Annotated in this window: 3 protein-coding genes; all 3 read right to left on the bottom strand. The window is 74.2% G+C overall.

Annotated elements, in window-relative coordinates:
- Window positions 1-65: 65 nt before the first annotated feature.
- The 3 genes from AS97_RS03360 to AS97_RS03350 all read right to left on the bottom strand — a co-directional run bounded on the left by AS97_RS03360 (window position 66) and on the right by AS97_RS03350 (window position 21611).
- A complete protein-coding gene (locus tag AS97_RS03360) occupies window positions 66-269 on the bottom strand; it encodes an MbtH family protein (protein ID WP_059148355.1) in 204 nt (67 codons plus the stop codon).
- A gap of 61 nt (window positions 270-330) precedes the next feature.
- A complete protein-coding gene (locus tag AS97_RS03355) occupies window positions 331-1587 on the bottom strand; it encodes an MFS transporter (RefSeq protein ID WP_125755197.1) in 1257 nt (418 codons plus the stop codon).
- Window positions 1584-21611, bottom strand: a complete 20028-nt coding sequence (locus AS97_RS03350) for a non-ribosomal peptide synthase/polyketide synthase (RefSeq protein WP_210564308.1) — start codon at window positions 21609-21611, stop codon at window positions 1584-1586. The genes AS97_RS03355 and AS97_RS03350 overlap by 4 nt, the downstream gene beginning before the upstream one ends.
- Window positions 21612-21617: the final 6 nt, after the last annotated feature.

The following is a 21617-nucleotide window of genomic DNA, read 5'->3' as shown; positions in this document are numbered from 1 at the left end:
AGTTGAGGGTCCCGGCCGCGGCCGGCGCCATGACGCGCCGGCCGCACCGCCCGATGGGGCCCCGGTCAGGAGGCCACGTCGGCCATGCGTTCGCGCAGGCTGCGCGGCCGCATATCGGTCCACACCTCGTCGACGTACGCGGAGCACTCGTCCTTGGTGCCCTCCTTGCCGACGGGGCGCCAGCCCTCGGGCACCTCGAGGTCGGCGGGCCACAGCGAGTACTGGTCCTCATCGTTGCGCAGCACCTGGTAGCGGGCGTTGTCGTCCATGGTCGTTCTCCTGTCGGTGATCGGTCAGGTGGGGGATGGTCGGTGAGGTGACGGATGACGGTCAGTCGGCTCGGGTCGGCTGTCCCTCCTCATGGCGCCGGGACAGGGTGCGCAGGGTCGGGCTGGCGGTGGCCAGGACGGCCGCGGTGGCCATCCCCGCCGCGCAGAGCAGGATCGCCCCGTCGCCCGGGACCATCTGGGCCAGCGATCCGCCCAGCGCGGGACCGGCCGCGCCCGCGGCACCGCAGGCCAGCACGAGCGTGCTGGTGAGCCTGCCGCGCAGCTCGTCCGGGGTGCGCAGCAGCTGATCGGTCATGATCGCGGTGTTGGCCGTCGGCGGGAACAGCGCCATCAGGGCGAACAGCACCCCGATGAGATAGCCGCTGTCCGTCAGCACGGTGACCGGGGCGAACACGGCCAGGGCCCAGAACACCGCGATGATGGCGCCGTACGAACCCAGTCGCCGGTGCAGTACGGGCGCCACCAGCGCACCGGCCACCCCGCCCACCCCGAGCATGGCCGCCATCACACCGACCTCCCCGGAGGGCACCCCCCGGGACTCGGCGAGCACGATGACGACGAGATAGAAGGCGCTGAAGAACAGGTTGAGCACCACCGCGCACGCCACGGTGACCCGGATCCCGCGCTCCCGCCACACCCACCGCAGCCCGGCCAGCGCCTCACGGCCCAGCGGGCCCGCCCCGCCGGGGGGCCGCTCGCGCCGGGGCAGCCTGACGAAGAGCAGTGCGACGAAGGAGAGCGTATGCGTCACGGCGTCCACCAGGAAGGGGACGAACCGCCCCACGGCGAACAGGAATCCGCCGGTCGCGGTGCCCGCCAGCTGGCCCATCGAGGCACGTGCCGTGTTCATCGCCACCGCCGTGGGCAGATGGTCGTCCGCCACCAGGGCCGGCAGCGAGGCGTTCTCCGCCGGTTCGAAGAGCGCCGCGCTCGCTCCGAAGACCGCCGCCACCGCCACCATGTGCCAGACGGTGGCCGCACCGGCCCACACGGCGACCACCAGGCTGATCGCGGAGACCGCCTGGGCCGCCTCACAGCCCAGCATGATGGCCTTGCGGTCGTAGCGGTCCACCAGGACACCCGCCGGGAGCCCCACCACCATCTGCGCGGCGGCGATGGTGCCCATGACCAGACCGGAGGCGGCGCCGGAGCCGGTGAGCGCGAGGACCAGCAGCGGAAACGCGATCACCGCCGCGTGGAAGCCGAACTCCGAGAGCGCCTGACTGCCCCACAGCAGCCGGTAGTCCCGGTTGCGCGAGAGGGGTACCGGCGGGGACACCGGCGGGGCCGCGGTCATACGGTGCCCCGGCAGTCCTCGGCGATCCGGCGCAGCGCCTCCGCGAAGTCCCCGGCCACCGCCTCCACGGTCGCCCTCTCGTGCACATCGGGGCGGTAGCGCCAGGTGAAGCCGAGCCGGCCGTCCTGCACCGCGCCCACCACCTCCAGCAGATGGGAACCGCCCTCGCGCGGGTCGTGGTCCTGGCCGAACGACCCGTGCTCGGCGTGCACCAGCCCGCCCTGGGACCGCGCCGACCGGGCGTCCCACTGGCCCAGGTAGTTGAACACGATCTGCGGCCCGGCGCCCTGACGGGACAGCCGCTCGCGCAGCTCCGGCGGACCGAAGGCCCGCAGCGCCCCGAAGCCGAAGCCGTTGCCGGGGACGGTCCGCAGCCGCCGCCTGACCGATTTGACCAGACCGCGCCAGTCGGCCGGTCCGCCCGCGGGGATGTCCGGCAGCTCGAAGGAGACCGGGTACATGGTGGTGAACCAGCCCACCGTACGGGAGAGATCGACCCCGTCCAGGATGTCCTCGCGCCCATGGCCCTCCAGCTCCACGGAGACCCGCTCCTGGCCCGTCCAGCGCGACAGCGCCAGCGCGAGGGCGGCGAGCAGCACATCGTTGATCCGGGTGCGATAGGCGGTGGGCGCCGAGCGCAGCAGCGCCTCGGTGTCCCGCTCACCGAGCTCGACCGGCACCGTACGGATCTCGGCCCCCGGCGAGGCCACCTGGTGGTCGACCGGCAGTGGCCGGGCGTCGAGCGTCCCGCACCAGTGGTCGGCCTCATGGTCCAGGGCGCCGCCCGTGACATGCTCGGCCAGCCCCCTCGCCCAGTCGCGGAAGGCGGTGGTCCTGGAGCCGAGGTCCACCGGTTCGCCGCGCGCGCCCTGCTGATAGGCGATGTCCAGATCGTCCAGCAGGATCCGCCAGGACACCCCGTCGATGACCAGATGGTGCGCGGTCAGGAAGAGGAACGGCCGCCGGCCCGCGCCGAAGCGGAACAGCGCGGCCTTCAGCAGCGGCCCCCGGCCGAGGTCGAAGCCGGCGTGGAGCGCGTCGGCCGCCTTCTCCATCGCCGCGTCCGCCTCCCGCGCCGGCAGACCGGACAGGTCGTGGTGGTCCAGGATGTCGACCCCGGCCTCCGGTTCGGGGACGTGGCTCCGCCACTCGCCGCCGTCCTCGGTGAACCGGGTGCGCAGCGCGTCATGGTGGACCAGGAGCGCGGCCAGCGCCCCCTCCAGCGCCTTCTCGTCCGGCTCCTGGTGCAGCTCCAGCAGGGTGGACTGGTTGAAGTGGCGTGGATTCACGGTGTGGGTGGCGAAGAACCAGCGCTGGATCGGGGTGAGCGGAAGCGACCCGGTCACCGGCGTCGCGGGGCCCTCGTCCCGCTCGGCCGTGGCCACGGTGGCGAGCGCGGCCACCGACTGATGGGCGAACAGGTCCTTGGTGGTCAGCCGGAGCCCGGCCTGGCGGGCGCGGGAGACCACCTGGATGCTGAGGATGGAGTCCCCGCCGAGGTCGAAGAAGTTGTCCTCCACGCCCACCCGTTCCAGACCGAGCACATCCGCCCAGATGTCCGCGATCCGGCGCTCCATCGGGGTCCGCGGAGCGACATGGCCCGCACCGGAGGTGACGGGCACCGGATCCGGATCGGGCAGGGCCCGGCGGTCGACCTTGCCGTGGGCCGTGAGCGGAAGCGCGTCCAGGGTGGCGAACGCGGACGGCACCATATGGGAGGGAAGGGTCCGCCCCAGGGCGTCGCGCAGCGAGGCGGCGGTCGGCGAGGCGCCCGGCGCCGGGACGACATAGCCCACCAGGCGCTTGCCGCCGAAGGGCTGCTCCGGCGTCGGGGCGGTCTCGCGTACGGCGACCACCGCTTCCCGCACCTGAGGACCGCGCCGCAGCGCGCTCTCCACCTCGCCGAGTTCGATCCGGAAGCCCCGCACCTTGACCTGGTCATCGGCCCGGCCCAGGAACCTCAGTTCGCCGTCGCCGGTCCACCGCACCACATCGCCGGTGCGGTACATCCGGCCACCTGCCGGGCCGAACGGATCGGCCACGAACCGTGCGGCGGTCAGCCCCGGACGGCCCAGATAGCCGCGCGCCAGACCCCCGCCCGCCACATACAGCTCCCCGGCCACGCCCACCGGCACCGGGCGCAGCGCCTCGTCCAGCACATAGACCCGGGCGTTCGGGATCGGCCGGCCGATCGGCGGCGCGCCCGACCCCGCCGCGAGCGGCCCGGACCAGGTGCTCACCACCGTGGCCTCCGTCGGGCCGTAGGAGTTGACCAGGCGCCGGCCCGGCGCCCAGCGGTCCACCAGCTCGGCGGAGCAGGTGTCACCGCCGACAATCAGGGTCCGTAGATCCGGCAGCCCCGCCCGCCACGCCGCCTCCGGCACGGTGGCCAGCGCCGCCGGGGGGATCAGCGCATGGGTGATCCGCTGCCCGCCGAGCACCTCGGCCAGCCGCTCGCCCAGCAGCGGGCCCTCGTCACCGATCACCAGCGCCGCGCCACGGGGCAGCGAGACGCACAGCTCCAGGACGGAGGCGTCGAAGCTGGGGGAGGAGAACTGCAGCACACGGTCCCCGGCCCGCACGTCGTAGTGCGCGGCCGCGGCCGCCGAGAAACTGGCCAGCCCCGCATGGGTGACCACGACCGCCTTGGGCACACCGGTGGAGCCGGAGGTGTAGATGACATACGCCGGATGGTCCGGCGTCAGGCCACGGCCGGGCGGTGGTCCGGCGGGACCCTCCTCGGCCCACACCGAGGCCGCGTCGTCGAGCACCACCGAGGGCGCGGCGTCCCGCAGCATGAACGCCACCCGCTCCTCGGGATAGCCGGGGTCGACCGGCAGGAACGCACCGCCCGCCTTCGCCACCGCCAGCTGTGCCACCAGCATCTCCACCGAGCGCGGCAGCACCAGCGCCACCAGGCGCTCCGGCCCCACGCCCTGGCCGATCAGCCGGTGCGCCAGCCGGTTCGCGGCCGTCTCCAGCTCGGCGAAGGTGAGATCGCCCTTCCCGTACCGTACGGCCGTGGCATCCGGGGAGACGGCCGCCTGCCGCTCGAACAGCTCGCGCAGCGTGGCCGGGTCCACCTCGCGCCGGGTGTCGTTCCACTCCACCAGGGTGCGCCGCAGCTCGGCCGGGGTGGTCAGCGGCAGCGCGCCCACCGGCCGCCGCGGATCCTCGGCGATTCCGGCGAGCAGCGCCCGCAGGGCCGTGCCCATCCGCTCCACGGTCGAGGCGTCGAACAGATCGGTGCTGTAGCCGATCAGCCCGTGCAGCGCGCCTCCCTCGGCCTCGGCGAACTCGAAGGTGAGGTCGAAGGCGGCGGTGTCGGTCTCCAGCTCCACGTCCGCCAGCTTCAGACCGGGCAGCTCCAGCGCCCGGCCCGGGGCGTTCTGCAGCACCACCATCGCCTGGAACAGCGGGGTCCGGCTGGTGTCCCGGACCGGCCGGACCTCGTCCACCACTCGCTCGAACGGCACCGCCTGATGGGCGAACGCGTCCAGGACGGTGCCGCGCACCTCGGCCAGGAAGTCCCCGAACCGGGCCTGCGGATCGACCGTGGAGCGCAGCACCAGCGTGTTGACGAAGAAGCCGATCAGCCGCTCCACCTCGGGGCGCTCCCGACCCGAGGTGACGGTGCCCACGGCGATGTCCCGGCCGCCCGACAGCCGGGCCAGCAGGATCTGGGACGCCGCCACCAGCGTCATGAACAGGGTGGTTCCCCGCCTGTGCCCGAACTCCTTGAGGCGCAGGCTCACCTCGGCGGGCACGGTGAACTCCACGGTCGCGCCGTGCTTCGTCCGCACCGCGGGCCGGGGCCGGTCGGTGGGCAGCTCCAGCGGCGGCACCCCGGCCAACTGACGTGTCCAGTAAGCCAGTTCCTCATCCGCGCGGGGCGCGGTGAGTTCGGCCCGCTGCCAGGCGGCGAAGTCCGCGTAGTGCACCGGCAGCGGGGGCAGCGCCGCGGGCTCACCGCTCAGCGCCGCCCGGTACAGCTCCCGGAGATCGCCGGTGAGCACTCCGGTGGACCAGCCGTCGGTGATGATGTGATGCAGCGTCAGGCTCAGCACATGCTCCTGGGCTCCGAGCCGGATCAGCCCGGCCCGCAGCAGCGGTCCGCGCCGCAGATCGAACGGGCGCGCCCGTTCGTACGCCAGCAGCTCCGCCAGCTCCGCCTCCCGCCCGTCGGCGGGGAGGTGGGACAGATCGTACGGCTCGAGCCGGATCTCCCAGGGGTCGTGCACGATCTGCACGCCGCGGCCGTCCACCGCGTCGAAGGTGGTCCGCAGCGACTCATGCCGGGCCACCAGCGCGGTCAGCGCCGCGCCGAGCGCGTCCACATCGAGGGCGCCGCGCATCCGCAGCGCCAGCGGGGTGATGTACTCGGCGCTGTCCGGTGCGAAGGAGTCCAGGAACCACAGACGTTGCTGCGGATACGACAGCGGCAGCTCGCCGTCCCGGGCCACCGGGGTGATCGGGGCGGGCCGGTCCCCGGCGCGGCCGTCCGCGCCACCGAGCGCCTCGGCCAGGGCGGCGACGGTCGGATGGGTGAAGACCAGGCGGGGCGAGGGCTCCACTCCGAGCACCTCCCGCAGCCGTGAGGTGAGCCGGATGGAGAGGATCGAGTCGCCGCCCAGCTCGAAGAAGTTGTCCCCGGCGCCGACCCGTTCCACCTCCAGCACCTCGGCCCACACCGCCGCCACGGCCTGTTCGGCCCCCTCGCGCGGCGCGCGGTAGGGCGTGCGGCGGATGTCCGGGCCCGGGGCGGGCAGCGCCGCGCGGTCCAGCTTCCCGGTGGCGCCGAGCGGCAGCGCGTCCAGCGGGACGACGGCGGACGGCACCATGTAGTCCGGGAGCCGCTGCGCCGCGTACGCCCGCAGCCGCTCACCGTCCACCGCCCCGACACCAACAACGGCCACCACATAGGCCACCAGCCGCTTCCCGCCGGGCCCGCCGCTGCGGGCGACCACGGCGACATCCGCCACCTCCGGATGCCCGGCCAGTACCCCCTCCACCTCGCCCGGCTCGATCCGGAAGCCACGGACCTTGACCTGGTCATCGGCGCGGCCGAGGAACTCCACCGTGCCGTCCGGCCGCCGGCGCGCCAGATCGCCGGTGCGGTACATCCGCTCCCCGGCGGGCCCGTACGGATCGGCGAGGAACGCCGCGGCGGTCGGACCGGGACGGCCGAGGTAGCCACGCGCCACCCCTTCCCCGGCGATGAAAAGCTCCCCGACCACCCCCGGCGGCACGATCCGCAGCCGCGAATCCAGGACATGGACCCGCATGTTGTCCAGCGGCCGGCCGATCGGCACCACCTCGGGCACCTCGTCGGCGCGGGACATCGGGAAGAACGTGGTGAAGGTCGTCGTCTCGGTCGGCCCGTACCCGTCCACCACGGTCAGCCCGGGGCAGCGCTCCAGCACCCGGCGCACCGAGGCCGCGGGCACCACATCGCCACCCGTCCACACCTCGCGCAGCCCCGCGAAGCAGTCCGGCGCATCCTGCGCCAGCAGCCGGAACAGCCCGGCGGTCAGCCAGAGTCCGGTAATCCCCTGTGCTGCCACCAGCCCACGCAGGGCTGCGGCGTCCAGCTCGCCCGGTGTCACCACCACCCGGCCACCCCCCAGCAGCGGCACCCACATCTCGTAGGTGGCGGCGTCGAACGCCACCGGCGAATGCAGCGGCACCCGCTCATGCCCGCCACCGGCGAAGGCGCGGTCGTAGGCGAGCGCCGCCACATCGCGATGGCGCACCCCCACGGCCTTCGGCACACCGGTCGACCCGGAGGTGAACATCACATACGCCAACTGGTCCCGGTGCACCGGCACCACCCGCGCCATCGGCTCGCCCTCCCGCGCGGCGGCCACCTCCTCCGGCGTCAGCACGACCGCGGCGCCCGCCTGACCCAGCAGCGTCCGCCGCCGATCGCCCGGGGCGCGGACGTCCACCGGGACATACACCCCACCCGCCCTGACCACCGCGAGCTGGGCCACGACCAGCTCCACCGACCGGTCCATGAGCAGCGCCACCCGGTCCTCCGGCCGCACCCCGGACCGCACCAGGTGACCCGCCAACCGGCCCGCCCAGTCGTCGAGTTCGGCATAGCTGAGCGAAGTGGCGCCGTCGGTGACGGCGACGGCGTCCGGGGCGCGGCGGACCCGCTCGGCGAACAGCTCGCCCAGCGAGCCCTCCGGCAGCGGCCGGGCGGTGGCGTTCCACTCGCCCATCGCCCGGAGGCGCTCCGTCGCCGTCAGCAGCGGCAGCTCGTCCAGCGACCGTCCGGCGCCGTCCGCGATGCCGGTCAGCAGCGTCCGAAGATGGGCCGCCGCCCGCTCCACCGTGGCCGCGTCGAACAGCGCAGGATCGTAGGCGATGTCGAAGCCCAGCCGGTCGCCGAGATAGGCGCGCAGACACAGTGGGAAACTGGTGGAGTCCTCGGCCCGCACCTCCCGGACACGGATCCCGGCACCGGCCGCCGACGCCTCGTCGAAGGGGTAGTTCTCGAACACCACCATGCTGTCGAAGAGCGCCTCACCGGCCGGAAGCGCGCTGAGGGCCTGGATCCGGGGGAGGGCGACGAAGTCGAAGCGGCGGGACTCGCTCTGCTGCTCCTGAAGCTCCCGCAGCCACTCCACCACCTCACGGCCACCCTCGGCCACGGCCCGGGTGGGGACCGTGTTGATGAACATGCCGACCATCGTCTCCACGCCCGGCAGCCCCTCCGGGCGGCCCGAGACGGTGGTGCCGAACACCACGTCGCGCTCACCGCCGTACCGCGACAGCAGCAGCGCCCACGCCCCCTGCACCACCGTGTTGACCGTCAGCCCGCCGCCGCGCGCCGTCTCCCGCAGCCGGGCGGACACCTCCTCGGTCAGCTCCAGCCGGGTCAGCGCGGTCGAGGTGGTGCGATGCGCCTCCCGGGGCGGCCGGTCGTACGGCAGCGGCGTGCGGGCGCCCAGCCCCGCGAGCACCCCGCGCCAGTGGCGCTCCGCCCGCTCCTGGTCCTGCCCGCGCAGCCAGCGCAGGAAGTCCCGGAAGGGCCGGCGCGCGGTCGGCCGCGGTGTGCGCCCGGCGACGAGGGCGGCGTAGGTCTCGCACACTTCGGCGAAGATCTGCCCGGTGCTCCAGCCGTCCAGCATCAGATGGTGCGAGGTCCACACCAGCATGACCTCGTCATCGGGAAGCCCGGCAACCGCGATCCGGCTGAGCGGCGCCGAGGTGAGCTCCATCCCGGCGGCGCGGTCCTCGGCCAGCAGCCGGCCCAGCGCCTCCTCCCGCGCGGACGGTGTCAGCCCCCGCCAGTCCAGCCGGGTGGTGGGCAATTCGGCCCGGCGGTGGACGAGCTGGACGGGCTCGGCGAGCCCCTCCCAGCGGACGGAGCTGCGTAAGCCCGGCGTACGGTCCACCACCCGCTGCCAGGCGGCGGCGAAGGCGTCCGGGTCGGCGATCCCGCCGATCCGGATGGCGATCTGGTCGAAGTAGGCGCCACCGGTGGCGCCGCTGTCCACGAGGCCATGGAAGAGCATGCCGGCCTGGAGCGGGGTCAGCGGATAGACGTCCTCCACCGCCCCGCCGTCACCGGCGACCAGGTCCACCTGGCGCTGGTCGAGCCGGGCGAGCGGGAAGTCGGACGGTGTGCGCCCGCCCGCGCCGGGCTCCGCGCAGTGCGCCACGATCTCCTTCAGGGCGGCCAGACAGTCGTCCGCGAGCCGCCGCACGGTCGCCTCGTCGTACATCCGGGCCGGATAGCTCCAGCCCAGCTCCAGACGGCCGTCCTGGACCGCGCCGGTGACCTCCAGCAGATATGGGCGGGTCTCCCCGGGCGGGGCGTCCTGGCCGGTCGCGGGGAGGGCGGCGCGATAGAGACCGGGGGCCGCGCCGTCGTCGTCCGCCGCCACCTCCCACCGGCCGTGGTAGTTGAACACGATCTGCGGCGACGGGCCGCCCCGCAGCTCCCCGGCCGGGGAGCCCTCGGGGGCCAGATGGCGCAGCGCTCCGTAGCCGAGCCCGTGGTGCGGGACGGCGCGCAGCTGCTCCTTGACGGACCGGAGGGTGTCGCGCCACCCCGCCTCGGCGTCGACGGCCAGCGCGAGCGGGTATTCGGAGGTGAACCAGCCGACCGTACGGGAGAGATCCAGGTCCTCGAAGAGATCCTCGCGGCCGTGTCCCTCCACGCCGATCAGCACCGTGTCCCCACCGGTCCAGCGCGCCAGCGCCCGGCCGAGCGCGCCCAGCAGCACATCGTTGATCCGCGTCCGGTAGACACCCGGGACCTGGCGCAGCAGCGCCCCGGTCTCGGCCCGGCCGAGGACCGTGGTCACCGTGGCCGCCGTCTCATGGGTGTTGGGGCCCTCGCGGTCGACGGGGAGCGGGGCGGGCGCGGAGCGGGCCACGCCCGTCCAGTACGCCAGATCGCCGTCGAGCCCGCCGGAGCGCACGTGTTCCGCCAGCCGGGCGGCCCATCGTGTGAAGGCACTGCTCGCCGGGGGCAGCGTGGCCGCGCCACCGGCGGCGGCGCGGCGGTACGCGGTCTCCAGGTCGCCGAGCAGCACCCGCCAGGAGACGCCGTCCACCACCAGATGGTGGGCGGTGAGCAGCAGCTCGGGCGGCCGCCCTGGGCCGAAGGTGAACAGCAGCACCCGCAGTACGGCCCCCTCGGCGATGTCCAGCCCCCTCTGGGCCGTGACCGTGGCCTCCCGTACGGCGGCGGCGCGTGCCGCGTCGTCCAGGCCGGACAGGTCGTGCCGCTCCAGGACACCGTCGGGGGCGGTGGGAAGGACCTCCTGCCGCCACTGTCCGTCGACGGCCAGGAAGCGGGTGCGCAGCGCCGCGTGCTGCGCCACCAGGGCGTCCACCGCCTGCCGCAGGGCGGCCTCGTCGAGGTCGCCGGTGAGTTGCAGCCGGTGGCTCATGGTGAAGTGGTGCCGCTCGCCGGGTCGCCGACCGTCCAGATACCAGTGCTGGATCGGGGTCAGCGGCGCCGGTCCGGCCACCGCCCCGGCGGGCTCCGGAAGTGGCTGCCGCCGGGCTGTCTCGACGCTCAACCCGAGCTCGGCGACGGTCTGGTGGCGGAAGACGTCCTTGGAGGTGAGGGTCAGCCCGGCCTGGCGGGCACGGGAGACGATCTGGATGCTGAGGATCGAATCGCCGCCCAGGGCGAAGAAGTTGTCCTCCACACCCACCCGGGGGACGCCCAGCACCTCGGCCCAGACGCCCGCCAGCACCGTCTCGGCAGGAGTGCGGGGCGCCACATACGGCGCATCCTGCTCCGGCCGGTCGGGGGGAGCGGGCAGTGCGCGCCGGTCGGCCTTGCCGCTGTCGGTGCGGGGCATCCGCTCCAGCGTCACGAAGACGGCCGGGATCATGTAGTCGGGCAGAGTGCGCTTGAGCCGGGCGCGCAACTCCACCGGATCGGGGAAACCGGCGGCCGGAGCGGGCGAATCGGCGGCCGGGCCCCGGGAGTCGGCGGGATGTGCGGCCACCAGATAGGCCACCAGCCGCCGGTGGCCGGTGTCCTCGCGGGCCACGACCACCGCCTCCTGGATCGCCGGATGGTCCAGCAGCGCGGCCTCGATCTCCCCGGGCTCGATCCGCAAGCCACGGATCTTGAGCTGCTCGTCGGCGCGGCCCAGGAACTCCAGCGCCCCGTCCGCCGTCCAGCGCGCCCGGTCGCCGGTGCGGTACATCCGGCTGCCGGGAGGGCCGTACGGATCGGCGACGAAATGCCTCGCGGTGAGCCCGGGGCGGCGCAGATAGCCGCGGGCGACCTGGGCCCCCGCCAGATGGAGCTCACCGGGGACACCCGGCGGCACCGGCCGCAGCGCGCCGTCCAGGACGTACGCCCGCAGATTGTGGCCGGGCCGTCCGATGAGCGGGCGCCCACCGAGACCGGCCAGGTCGCCGTAGACCGCGTCCACGGTGCATTCGGTCGGCCCGTAGAAGTTGTACACCGCCACGCCCGGCACCGCGCGCAGCTCCCGCCACAGCGCCGTCCCGAGGGCCTCGCCTCCCACCATGACGATCCGGGGGTGGTGGCGCCCCTGGGCGAACAGCCCGGCCGCCATCAGCTCATGGAGGTACGACGGGGTGAGGTCGACGAAGTCCACGCCACGGGAGTCGATCAGCGCCACGAGGGCGGCCGGGTCGAGCCGTACCGCGTCGTCGACCAGATGCACCTCCTGGCCCGCGGCCAGGAACACCGCGCCCTCCCAGGAGGTGTCGAAGGAGAACGCGGCGGTCAGCGCCGCGCGCAGCGGACGGCCCGCCTCGGCCTGATGCGGTGCGATGAGCTCGGTCGCGTGGTCGAGGCAGAGGTTGACCAACTGGCGGTGCTCGACCGCGACACCCTTGGGGCGGCCGGTGGACCCCGAGGTGTAGGTGATGTACGCGGTGTGCCCGGGGAGCAGCGGGGACAGCCGGTCCGCATCGGTGGGATCGGTGTCCGGCAGCGCGTCCAGGGGCGCGTCCCGCAGGACCTCGGGGGTGAGGACGACCTCGGGCGCGGCGTCCCGCAGCAGGAATCGCGCGCGTTCGGCGGGCAGCTCGGGGTCCACGTACAGATGCGTACCGCCCGACTTGAGGACGGCGAGCAGGGCCACCATCAGATCGGCGGTGCGCGGGAGCCTGACCGCGACCACCTTCTCCGGGCCCACGCCGAGGGCGATCAGATGGTGGGCCAGCCGGTTGGCGCGGGCACCCAGCCCCGCGAAGTCGTAGGTGGTGTCGGAGGCCACCAGCGCGGTGGCGCCCGGGGTGCGGGCGGCCTGCTCCTCGAAGAGACGGGGGAAGGTGGTGTCCGCCACCGCGAGCGCGGTGTCGTTCCACTCCTCCAGCACCGTCCGCCGCTCCTCGGTGGTCAGCAGCGGCAGTTCGCCCACCCGCAGCCCCGGATCCGCGGCCACCGCCTCCAGCAGCAGCCGCAGATGGCGGGTCATCCGCTCCACGGTGGCCGCGTCGAACAGATCGGTGTTGTACTCCACGAAACCGGTCAGGGCGCCGAGGTGCTCCACGAAGTCGAAGCCCAGATCGAAACCGGCGGTCCGGCCCGGGACCCGGACGGCCTCCACGCTGAGACCCGGCAGATCCGGCACCTCCGCGCCCAGATTGTGCAGCGCCACCATGACCTGGAAGAGCGGGGTGCGGCTGGTGTCCCGCTCCGGCTGGAGCGCGTCCACGATCCGCTCGAACGGCACGTCTTGGTGGGCGAAGGCGTCCAGCACGGTGCCCCGCACCTGGCTGAGCAGCTCCTCGAACGGCTGGTCGGTGTCCACCCGGGTGCGCAGCACCAGCGTGTTCACGAACATCCCGACCAGATGCTCCAGTTCGGGGCGCTCCCGTCCCGAGGTCACGGTGCCCACCGCGATGTCCTCCTGGCCCGACCAGCGGGCGAGCAGCACCTGGCAGGTGGCGAGGAGCGTCATGAAGAGGGTGGCATCGCCGCGCCGCCCGGACACGCGCAGCCGCTCCACCAGGTCGGCGGGCAGGTGGAACTCCAGCAGCGCCCCGCATCTGGTCTGCACGGCCGGCCGCGGGCGGTCGGTCGGCAGCTCCAGCGGCGCCGCCTCGGCCAGCCGCGCCCGCCAGTACTCCAGTTGCGGCTCCACCGCCGCCGCGCCGCCGAGCGGATCGCGCTGCCACGCCGCGTAGTCGGCGTAACCCAGCGGCAGCGGGGCGAGCGCCGGCGGCCGTGCCATGGCCGCCGCGCCGTACAGCTCGCTCAGATCGGCGCCGATGACGGCCGTGGACCAGCCGTCCGTGACGATGTGGTGCATCGTCAGGGTGAGCACGTGGTCCTCGTCGTCCAGCCGGATCAGGGACGCCCGCAGCAGCGGCCCGGTGCGCAGATCGAAGGGGGTGACGCCCTCCCGCTCCAGCAGCCGCGCCAGCTCCCGCTCGCGCTCGGCCGCGGGACGGTCCGTGAGGTCGTGCGAGGGCAGCGCCACCGGGTACGGGGCGTGCACCCGCTGCACCCCACGGCCGTCCACCTCGGCGAAGGTGGTGCGCAGCGGCTCGTGCCGGGCCACCAGACCGTCCAGGGCGGTGTGCAGGGCGACGGTGTCCAGACAGCCGCGCAGCCGCAGTGCGAACGGTGTCACATACTCGGTACCGCCGTCGTCGAAGGAGTCCAGGAACCACAGGCGCGCCTGCGCGAAGGACAGCGGCAGCTCCCCGTCCCGTGGCACGGCCGGGATGGTGTCCGCACTCCCGCCCTCCGCGGGCGCGCTCAGCGCGGCGGCGAGTTCGGCCACGGTGGTGTGGGTGAACAGCGCGCGCGGGGTGACGTCCGTGCCGAAGGCCGTCCGCAGCCGGGAAGCCACCCGGATGGCCAGGATCGAATCGCCGCCCAGGGCGAAGAAGTCGTCGGTCGCCCCGGCCTCCTCGACCGGGAGGACCTCGGCCCACACCCGCGCCACCGTACGCTCGGCCTCGGTGCGCGGGACGATCCGCTCGGCGCTCGCCGCGAAGCCGTCCGGGCCGGGCGCGGGAAGCGCGCCCCGGTCCAGCTTGCCGTTGACGGTCAGCGGCAGCGCGCCCAGCGACATGAACGCCGCCGGAATCATCTGTGCGGGCAGCGACCGCCGGAGGAACTCCCGCAGTTCGGCGGCGTCCGGTGGCGCGGCCGCGCCGGCGGCCACCACATAGGCCACCAGCCGCCGCACCCCCGGCTGGTCCTCCCGCGCGGTCACCACCGCGTCGCCGATCCGCGGATGGGCGACCAGGCAGGACTCGATCTCCCCGGGCTCGATCCGGAAACCACGGATCTTCACCTGGTCGTCGGCGCGGCCCAGATACTCCAGCTCCCCGTCCGCGCTCCACCGGGCCCGGTCGCCGGTGCGGTACATCCGGCTCCCGGCGGGCCCGTGCGGATCGGCCACGAAACGGGACGCGGTCAGCCCCGGGCGGCGCAGATAGCCCCGGGCGAGCCCGGCCCCCGCCACAAACAGTTCGCCGACGGCCCCCGGCGGCACCGGCCGAAGACCCTCGTCCAGCACATACACCCGCAGATCGGGGATGCCGGTGCCGATGGCGCTTCCGGTGGCCGCCGCGACGGACGCGGCAGCGCGGTCGAGCGGGGCATAGGTGACATGCACGGTGGTCTCGGTGATCCCGTACATGTTGACCAGCACCGGCGCGGTGTCCGGATGCCGCGCGTACCAGCCCGCCAGCCGCCGCGCGTCGAGCGCCTCACCGCCGAACACCACCCGGCGCAGGGCGAGCCGGGCCCCGGGGTTCTCCTCGTCCGCGCGCATCAGCCCCTGGAAGGCCGACGGCGTCTGGCTGAGCACCGTCACCCGCTCGTCCACCAGCAGCCGCAGGAATTCCTCCGGGGAGCGGGAGACGGCGTACGGGACGACCACGAGCCGACCGCCGTGCAGCAGCGGCCCCCAGATCTCCCACACGGAGAAGTCGAAGGCGTAACTGTGGAACAGCGTCCACACATCGCTCGCATGGAACGAGAACCACGCATGGGTACGGGAGAACAGCCGGACCACATTGGCGTGCGGGATCACCACCCCCTTGGGCACGCCCGTGGACCCGGAGGTGTAGATGGCGTAAGCGGGGCTGTCCGGCAGCGGCCCCGAACCGGCCGGGACGGCGGCGGGCCGGCGCTCCAGATCGGCGATCAGGGCGGGGTCGTCCAGGCACAGCCGGGCCACACCGGTGACGGCGTCGTCGCCCTCGCCGAGCAGTGCCCGTTGGGCCGTGGTGGTCAGCAGGACGACCGGTTCGGCATCGGCGAGCATCCGGGCGATCCGGCCGGACGGCTGGTCCGGGTCGAGCGGCAGATAGGCCGCCCCCGTCTTCAGCACCGCCACGATCGCCACGATCATCTCCGGCGAACGGGGCAGCGCCAGCGCCACATACCGCTCCCGCCCGGCACCCTCGGCGATCAGCCGATGCGCCAACCGGCCCGCCCGCGCGTCGAGTTCGGCGTACGACAGCGATTCCCCGGCGCAGGAGACGGCGATGGCCCCGGGGGTGCGGGCGGCCTGCTCCTCGAACAGCTCCACCACGGTCCGCTCCGGTGTCGCCGGGGCAGCGCCGCCGCCCCACTCCACCAGGATCCGCCGGCGCTCCTCGCCGGTGGTCCACGGCAGCGCCCGCAGCGGACGGTCGGTGTCCGCCGCGATCGCCGTGAGCAGCAGGCACAGGCGGTCGGCCAGCGCTGCCGCGGTCCGGGCGTCGAACAGCCCCGGGTCATAGCCGAGGTCGAAGCCCAGCCGGTCGGAGAGATGCGCCCGCAGACTCAGACCGAAGTTGGTCGCGTCGACGGACTGCACCTCGACGATCCGCAGCCCCGCCTCGCGCGCCGAGGAGTCGTCGAAGGGGTAGTTCTCGAAGGCCACCATGGAGTCGAAGAGCGGTGTCCCGGGCGGCAGTTCGCTCCAGCCCGACACCTGCGCCAGCGAGACGGATTCATGGCGCCGGGACGCGGACTGCGCCATCTGGAGCTCCCGCAGCCAGTCACCGGTGTTCCGGGCGGCGTCCACCCGGACCCGGGTCGGCAGGGTGTTGATGAACATCCCCACCATCGACTCGACCCCGGCCAGTTCCGCCGGACGGCCCGAGACGGTGGTGCCGAAGACCACGTCCTCCACACCGCCGTACCGGGACAGCAGCAGCGCCCAGGCGCCCTGCACGATCGTGTTGACGGTCAGGCCGCCGCCGCGGGCCGTACGGCGCAGCTGCTCCGACACCTCGGGGGTGAGCGCCACCGCCACGGTCGCCGAGGAGCGGGCCCGGTGGGACTCCACGGCCACGCGGTCGCGGGGGAGCGGGGTCGGCGCGGTGAAGCCCGCGAGAAGGTCCCGCCAGTGGCGCTCGGCCTCCTGCCCGTCCTGCCCGTCCAGCCACTGCAGATAGTCGCGGAACGGCCGGCGGGCGGGGAGCGCCGGGGCATGGCCCCGGGCGGCCGCGGTGTACCGCTCGCACACCTCGGTGAACACCTGCGCCAGACTCCAGCCGTCCAGGACCAGATGGTGCGAGGTCCAGATCAGCGCCACCCGGGCGTCGGTCAGCCGGGCGAGGGCCAGCCGCATCAGCGGCGGCGCGGCCAGATCGATGCCCCGGGCCAGGTCCGCGGCGCGGAACCGCTCCAGCTCGGCATCGCGCCGCTCATCGGACAGCCCGCGCCAGTCCAGATGGGTCACGGGCACCTCGGCCCGGTGGCGGACGATCTGCAGCGGCCGCTCCACACCCTCCCAGACGACGCCACTTCGGAGCACCGGGGTGCGGTCCACCGTCTCCTGCCAGGCCCGGGCGAACGCCTCCGGGTCGCGCACCCCCTCCAGGGTCAGCACGGCCTGGTCGAGGTAGACGTCCTGCGCGCCACCGACCAGCCGGTGGAAGAGCATCCCCTCCTGAAGCGGCGTCAGCGGATAGACGTCCTCGATCCCCCGTCCGTCGCCCACCAGCCGGTCGACGGCGGCCTGGTCCAGCCGGGCCAGGGGGAAGTCGGAGGGCGTCCGGCCGCCCGCGCCCGGTCCGTCGCAGTGCGCCACGATCTCCCGCAGCGCCGTGAGCATGCCGTCCGCGAGCCGCCGCACCGTGGCCACGTCATGGACCCGGTCGGAGAACAGCCAGGTCAGCTCCAGCTCACCGTCCGCCACCACCGCGGACACATCGAGCGGATACACCGAGGGCTCGTCGGCGGCCAGATCCGGCCCCAGGCTCTCCCCGGTGAGCGTGAACGCGCCACCGCCCCCGCCCGAGCCCCACTGGCCGTGGTAGTTGAAGCAGATGCCGGGCAGCGGCGCGTCGGCGAGTGCCCGCGCGGGGGAGTCCGGGGCGCTCAGATACGCCAGCGCCTCATAGCCCAGCCCCCGGTGCGGCAGCGCGCGCAGCTGTTCCTTCACCGACCTCAGCACCGCGCCCCAGCCGCCTGCGGGCAGCGTCAGCGCCACCGGGTACTGCGTGGTGAACCAGCCCACGGTCCGGGACAGCTCGACGGCCGCGTCCAACTCCTCCCGGCCATGGCCCTCCATGGCCACCAGCACCCGGTCCTCGCCCGTCCAGCCGGCGAGCACCCGCCCCAGCGCGCTGAGGAGCACATCGTTGATCTGCGTCCGGTACACCCCGGGCACCCGGCGCAACAGCCCGTCGGTGACCTCGCGGTCGAGCGTCACGCGCACGGTGTGGGTGGACCCGGCCGTGGCCGTGCCCGGGCGGTCCACCGGAAGGTCCGCGCCGCCCGCCTCCCGTACACCCTCCCAGTACGCCAGATCGCCGTCCAGCAGCCCCTCCCGCACCTGCTCGCCCAGCCGGTGGGCCCAGGTGGTGAAGGCGGTGGAGACGGGCTCCGGGCGCACCGGCTCCCCGGCGGCGGCCTGCCCGTAGGCGCTCTCCAGATCGCCCAGCAGAATGCGCCACGAGACGCTGTCCACGGCCAGATGGTGTGCGGTGAGGAACAGCCGCGGCCGGGCCCCCGCCCCGCGCCGGAGCAGGGCGCCCCGCAACAACGCCCCCGTGGTCAGGTCGAGTTCGGCGCGGGCGGCCTCCGCGGCCGCCTCGGCGGCGGCCGTCTCCTCGGCGCCGTCGAGCCCTGCCAGATCGTGGTGGCGCAGCAGCGGCCCGCCCGTCGCACCGTCCGCGAGCTGCCGCCACCCGCCGTCGTCGCCCTGGACGAACCGGGTGCGCAGGGCCGGGTGATGCGCGACCACGGCGTCCAGCGCGGCCTCCAGCGCTCCCTCGTCCAGATCGTGCGGCAGATCGAGGACCATCGACATGGTGAAGTGGCGCAGCGGGCCATGGGTGGCGAAGAACCAGTGCTGGATCGGCGTGAGCGGCGCCGGACCCGCCGCCTCCGCCCGCTCCTCCTCGGCGGCTCCGGGCGCGCTGCGCGGCGTCACGGCAGTGGCCAGCTCGGCGATGGTCTGGTGCAGGAAGACGTCCCGCGAGGTGAGCGCGAGTCCGGCCCGGCGGGCGCGGGAGACGATCTGGATGCTGAGGATCGAATCGCCGCCCAGCTCGAAGAAGTTGTCGCTCACCCCCACCGTCCGGGCACCCAGCACCTCGGTCCAGATCCGGGCTAGCTCCCGCTCGGTTTCGGTGCGCGGCGCCGTGGCGGTCCCCTCCGGCCGGTCCGCGTCGAGCCGCGGTGCGGGCAGCGCCCGGCGGTCCAGCTTGCCACTGGAGTTGAGCGGCATGGCGTCGAGGGCGACGAACGCGCCGGGGACCATATGGCCGGGCAGGGTGCGCCCGAGGGCCGCCCGCAGCTCAGCGGAGGCGGGCGGCTCACCGCCCGGAGCGGGCACGTAGTAGGCGGCCAGCCGGGTGTGGCCGCGGTCGTCGGTCACCGCGACGACCGCCGCCTCGGCGACGGCCGGCAGATCGAGCAACGCCGCCTCGATCTCTCCCGGTTCGATCCGGTGGCCCCGGATCTTCACCTGGTCGTCCGCACGGCCGAGGCAGTCGAGTTCCCCGTCCGCGGTCCAACGGGCCAGGTCTCCGGTGCGGTACATCCGGCTCCCGGCGGGCCCGTACGGATCGGCCACGAAGCGGGACGCGGTCAGCCCCGGACGGCCCCGGTACCCCCGGGCCACCTGCGCGCCGGCCAGATACAGCTCACCCGCCACCCCCACCGGCACCGGCTGGAGCCGCGAGTCGAGCACATAGGCGCGCAGATTGCCCAGTGGCCGGCCCACCACCGGACGCCCGGCGCCGCCGATTCGGGCGGCGAGCGCGTCGATGGTGCACTCGGTCGGACCGTAGAAGTTGTACGCCGTCGTGGCCGGGGCGTCCGCCAGCCGCCGCCACAGCGACGGGCCGAGGGCCTCGCCACCCAGCATCAGCACCCGCGGGCGGTGCCGGGGGTGGTCCAGTAGCCCCGCCGGGAGAAGCTGCCGCAAGTAGGAGGGGGTGAGGTCGAGGAAGTCGATACGGTGCTCGGCGATGCGCGCCACCAGCGCGGCCGGGTCGAGCCGGGTGGCCTCGTCGATGAGGTGCAGCTCATGGCCGTCCGCCAGCAGGAGCAGCCCCTCCAGTGAGGTGTCGAAGGAGAACGACGCGGTCAGCGCCGCGCGCAGTGGCCCGCCGCCCGCCTCCGCCACAAAGCCCTGCCGGTGGCTCACCAGCAGATTGACCATCGACCGGTGCTCCACGGCCACCCCCTTGGGGCGGCCGGTGGAGCCGGAGGTGTAGAGGACGTAGGCGGCGCTGTCGGGGTGGAGTGCGGCGGTCCGGTCCGCGTCCGTGGGATCGGCCGTCGGCAGCGTGGCGGGGACGGCGCGCAGGGCGGCCTGGTCGAGCACCAGCGCGGGCTCGGCGTCCTCCAGAAGGAACGCGAGGCGCTCGGCGGGGAGTTCCGGGTCGAGGGGCAGATAGACCCCGCCCGCCTTGAGGACCCCCAGGATCGCCACGACCATGTCGGCGGTCCGGGGCAGCTTCACCCCGACCACGCGCTCGGGTCCCACGCCCTGGGCGATCAGATGGTGCGCCAGCCGGTTGGCGGCCGCGTTCAGCCCCGCGAAGTCATAGGTGGCGTCGGAGGCCACCAGCGCCGTCGCCTCCGGCGTACGGGCCGCCTGCGCCTCGAACATCGCCGGGAACGTGGCCGGTCGGACCGGGAGCGCGGGGCCGTGCCCGGCGGCGGTCCCCCGCCGCCGCTCGGCGTCCGTGAGCAGCGGCAGCTCCCGCACCGGCCGGTCCGGATCGGCGCTCACCCCGTCGAGCAGCACCAGCAGATGGCCCGCCATCCGCTCGGCGGTCGCCGTGTCGAACAGCTCGGTGCTGTACTCCAGCAGCCCCCGCAGCTCCTCGCCGTCCTCGACGAACTCGACGCTGAGGTCGAAGGTGGCCGATTGCCGGGGCACCTCCACGCTCGCCGCGGCCGGCCCGGACAGCCGGGGCGCGCTCCGCGGGGCGCTGTGCAGCAGCACCATCACATCGAACAGCGGATTGCGGCCCGCCTCCCGGCGCGCCCCCACGGCCTCCACCAGCCGCTGGTACGGCGTCTCGTCATGGGCGAAGGCGTCCAGCACCGTGGCCCCGGCATCGGCCAGCAGCTCACGGTAGGAACGGGCCGTGTCCACCGCGGAGCGCAGCACCACCGTATTGACGAAGAAGCCGACGGCGCGCTCCAGTTCGGTGCGGCCACGGCCGGAGGTGACGGTGCCGATGGCGATGTCGTCCTGCCCCGACCAGCGGGCGAACAGCCCCTGGCAGACGGCGACCAGCGCCGTGAACAGTGTGGTCCGCTCCCGTGCGGCAAGCGCGCGCAGCCGGTCCGCGGTGGCGCGGTCCACGGTGAACTCATGGATCGCCCCCGCCGAGGTGGGCGCCGGGGGCCGGGGCCGGTCGGTGGGCAGCTCCAGCGGGACGACGCCCTCCAGCCGCCCCTTCCAGTAGTCGAGCTGCCCGTCCAGCGCGGCCCCCGAGAGCCGCTCCCGCTGCCACACGGCGAAGTCGGGATACTGCACCGGCACCGAGGGCAGCGGCTCCGCGGCGTACAGCGCGCACAGCTCGTCCTGGAGCACCCCCATCGACCAGCCGTCGGTGACGATGTGATGGGCCGTGAGCAGCAGCACCTGCTCGTCCTCGGCCAACCGGATCAGCAGCGCCCGCAGCGGCGGGCCGGTCCGCAGATCGAACGGCCGGGCGTACTCGGTCAGCAGCAGCCGGTCCAGCGCTCCCGGCTCCCGGTTCGCGCCGGTGAGGTCGGCCACCGGCAGGGGGACGGGCGCGGCCGGGCGCACCACCTGAGCGGGTCGGCCGTCGATGTCGTCGAACGTGGTCCGCAGCGCCTCATGGCGCTCCACCAGGGCATCCAGCGCCCCGGAGAGCGCCGCCACGTCCAGGGCGCCGGTCAGCCGCAGCGCCAGCGCGCTGTTGTACCCCGCCTCCTCCGGCTGGAGGGTGTGCAGAAACCACAGCCGTTCCTGGGCGAAGGACAGCGGCAGCGGCCGCGCGCGGTCCGCGCGGGGGATGGCGTCGGCGCGCCCGGCCTTGCCCGCGAGGCGGCGCCGAAGGGCCTCCCGCAGCTCCTCGGGCAGCGCGGAAGCGCGATCGTTCCTCGAAGACGTCATGTCGTC

The organism is Streptomyces sp. AgN23 (assembly GCF_001598115.1).
Lineage (GTDB): Bacteria > Actinomycetota > Actinomycetes > Streptomycetales > Streptomycetaceae > Streptomyces > Streptomyces antimycoticus.
The sequence above is the reverse complement of the archived record's forward strand: the minus strand, read 5'-3'. Positions and strand labels throughout refer to the sequence as shown.

Coding starts and splice junctions, on each gene's coding strand:
- AS97_RS03360 (WP_059148355.1), bottom strand. CDS start 269: ATGGACGACAACGCCCGCTACCAGGTGCTGCGCAACGATGAGGACCAG.
- AS97_RS03355 (WP_125755197.1), bottom strand. CDS start 1,587: ATGACCGCGGCCCCGCCGGTGTCCCCGCCGGTACCCCTCTCGCGCAAC.
- AS97_RS03350 (WP_210564308.1), bottom strand. CDS start 21,611: ATGACGTCTTCGAGGAACGATCGCGCTTCCGCGCTGCCCGAGGAGCTG.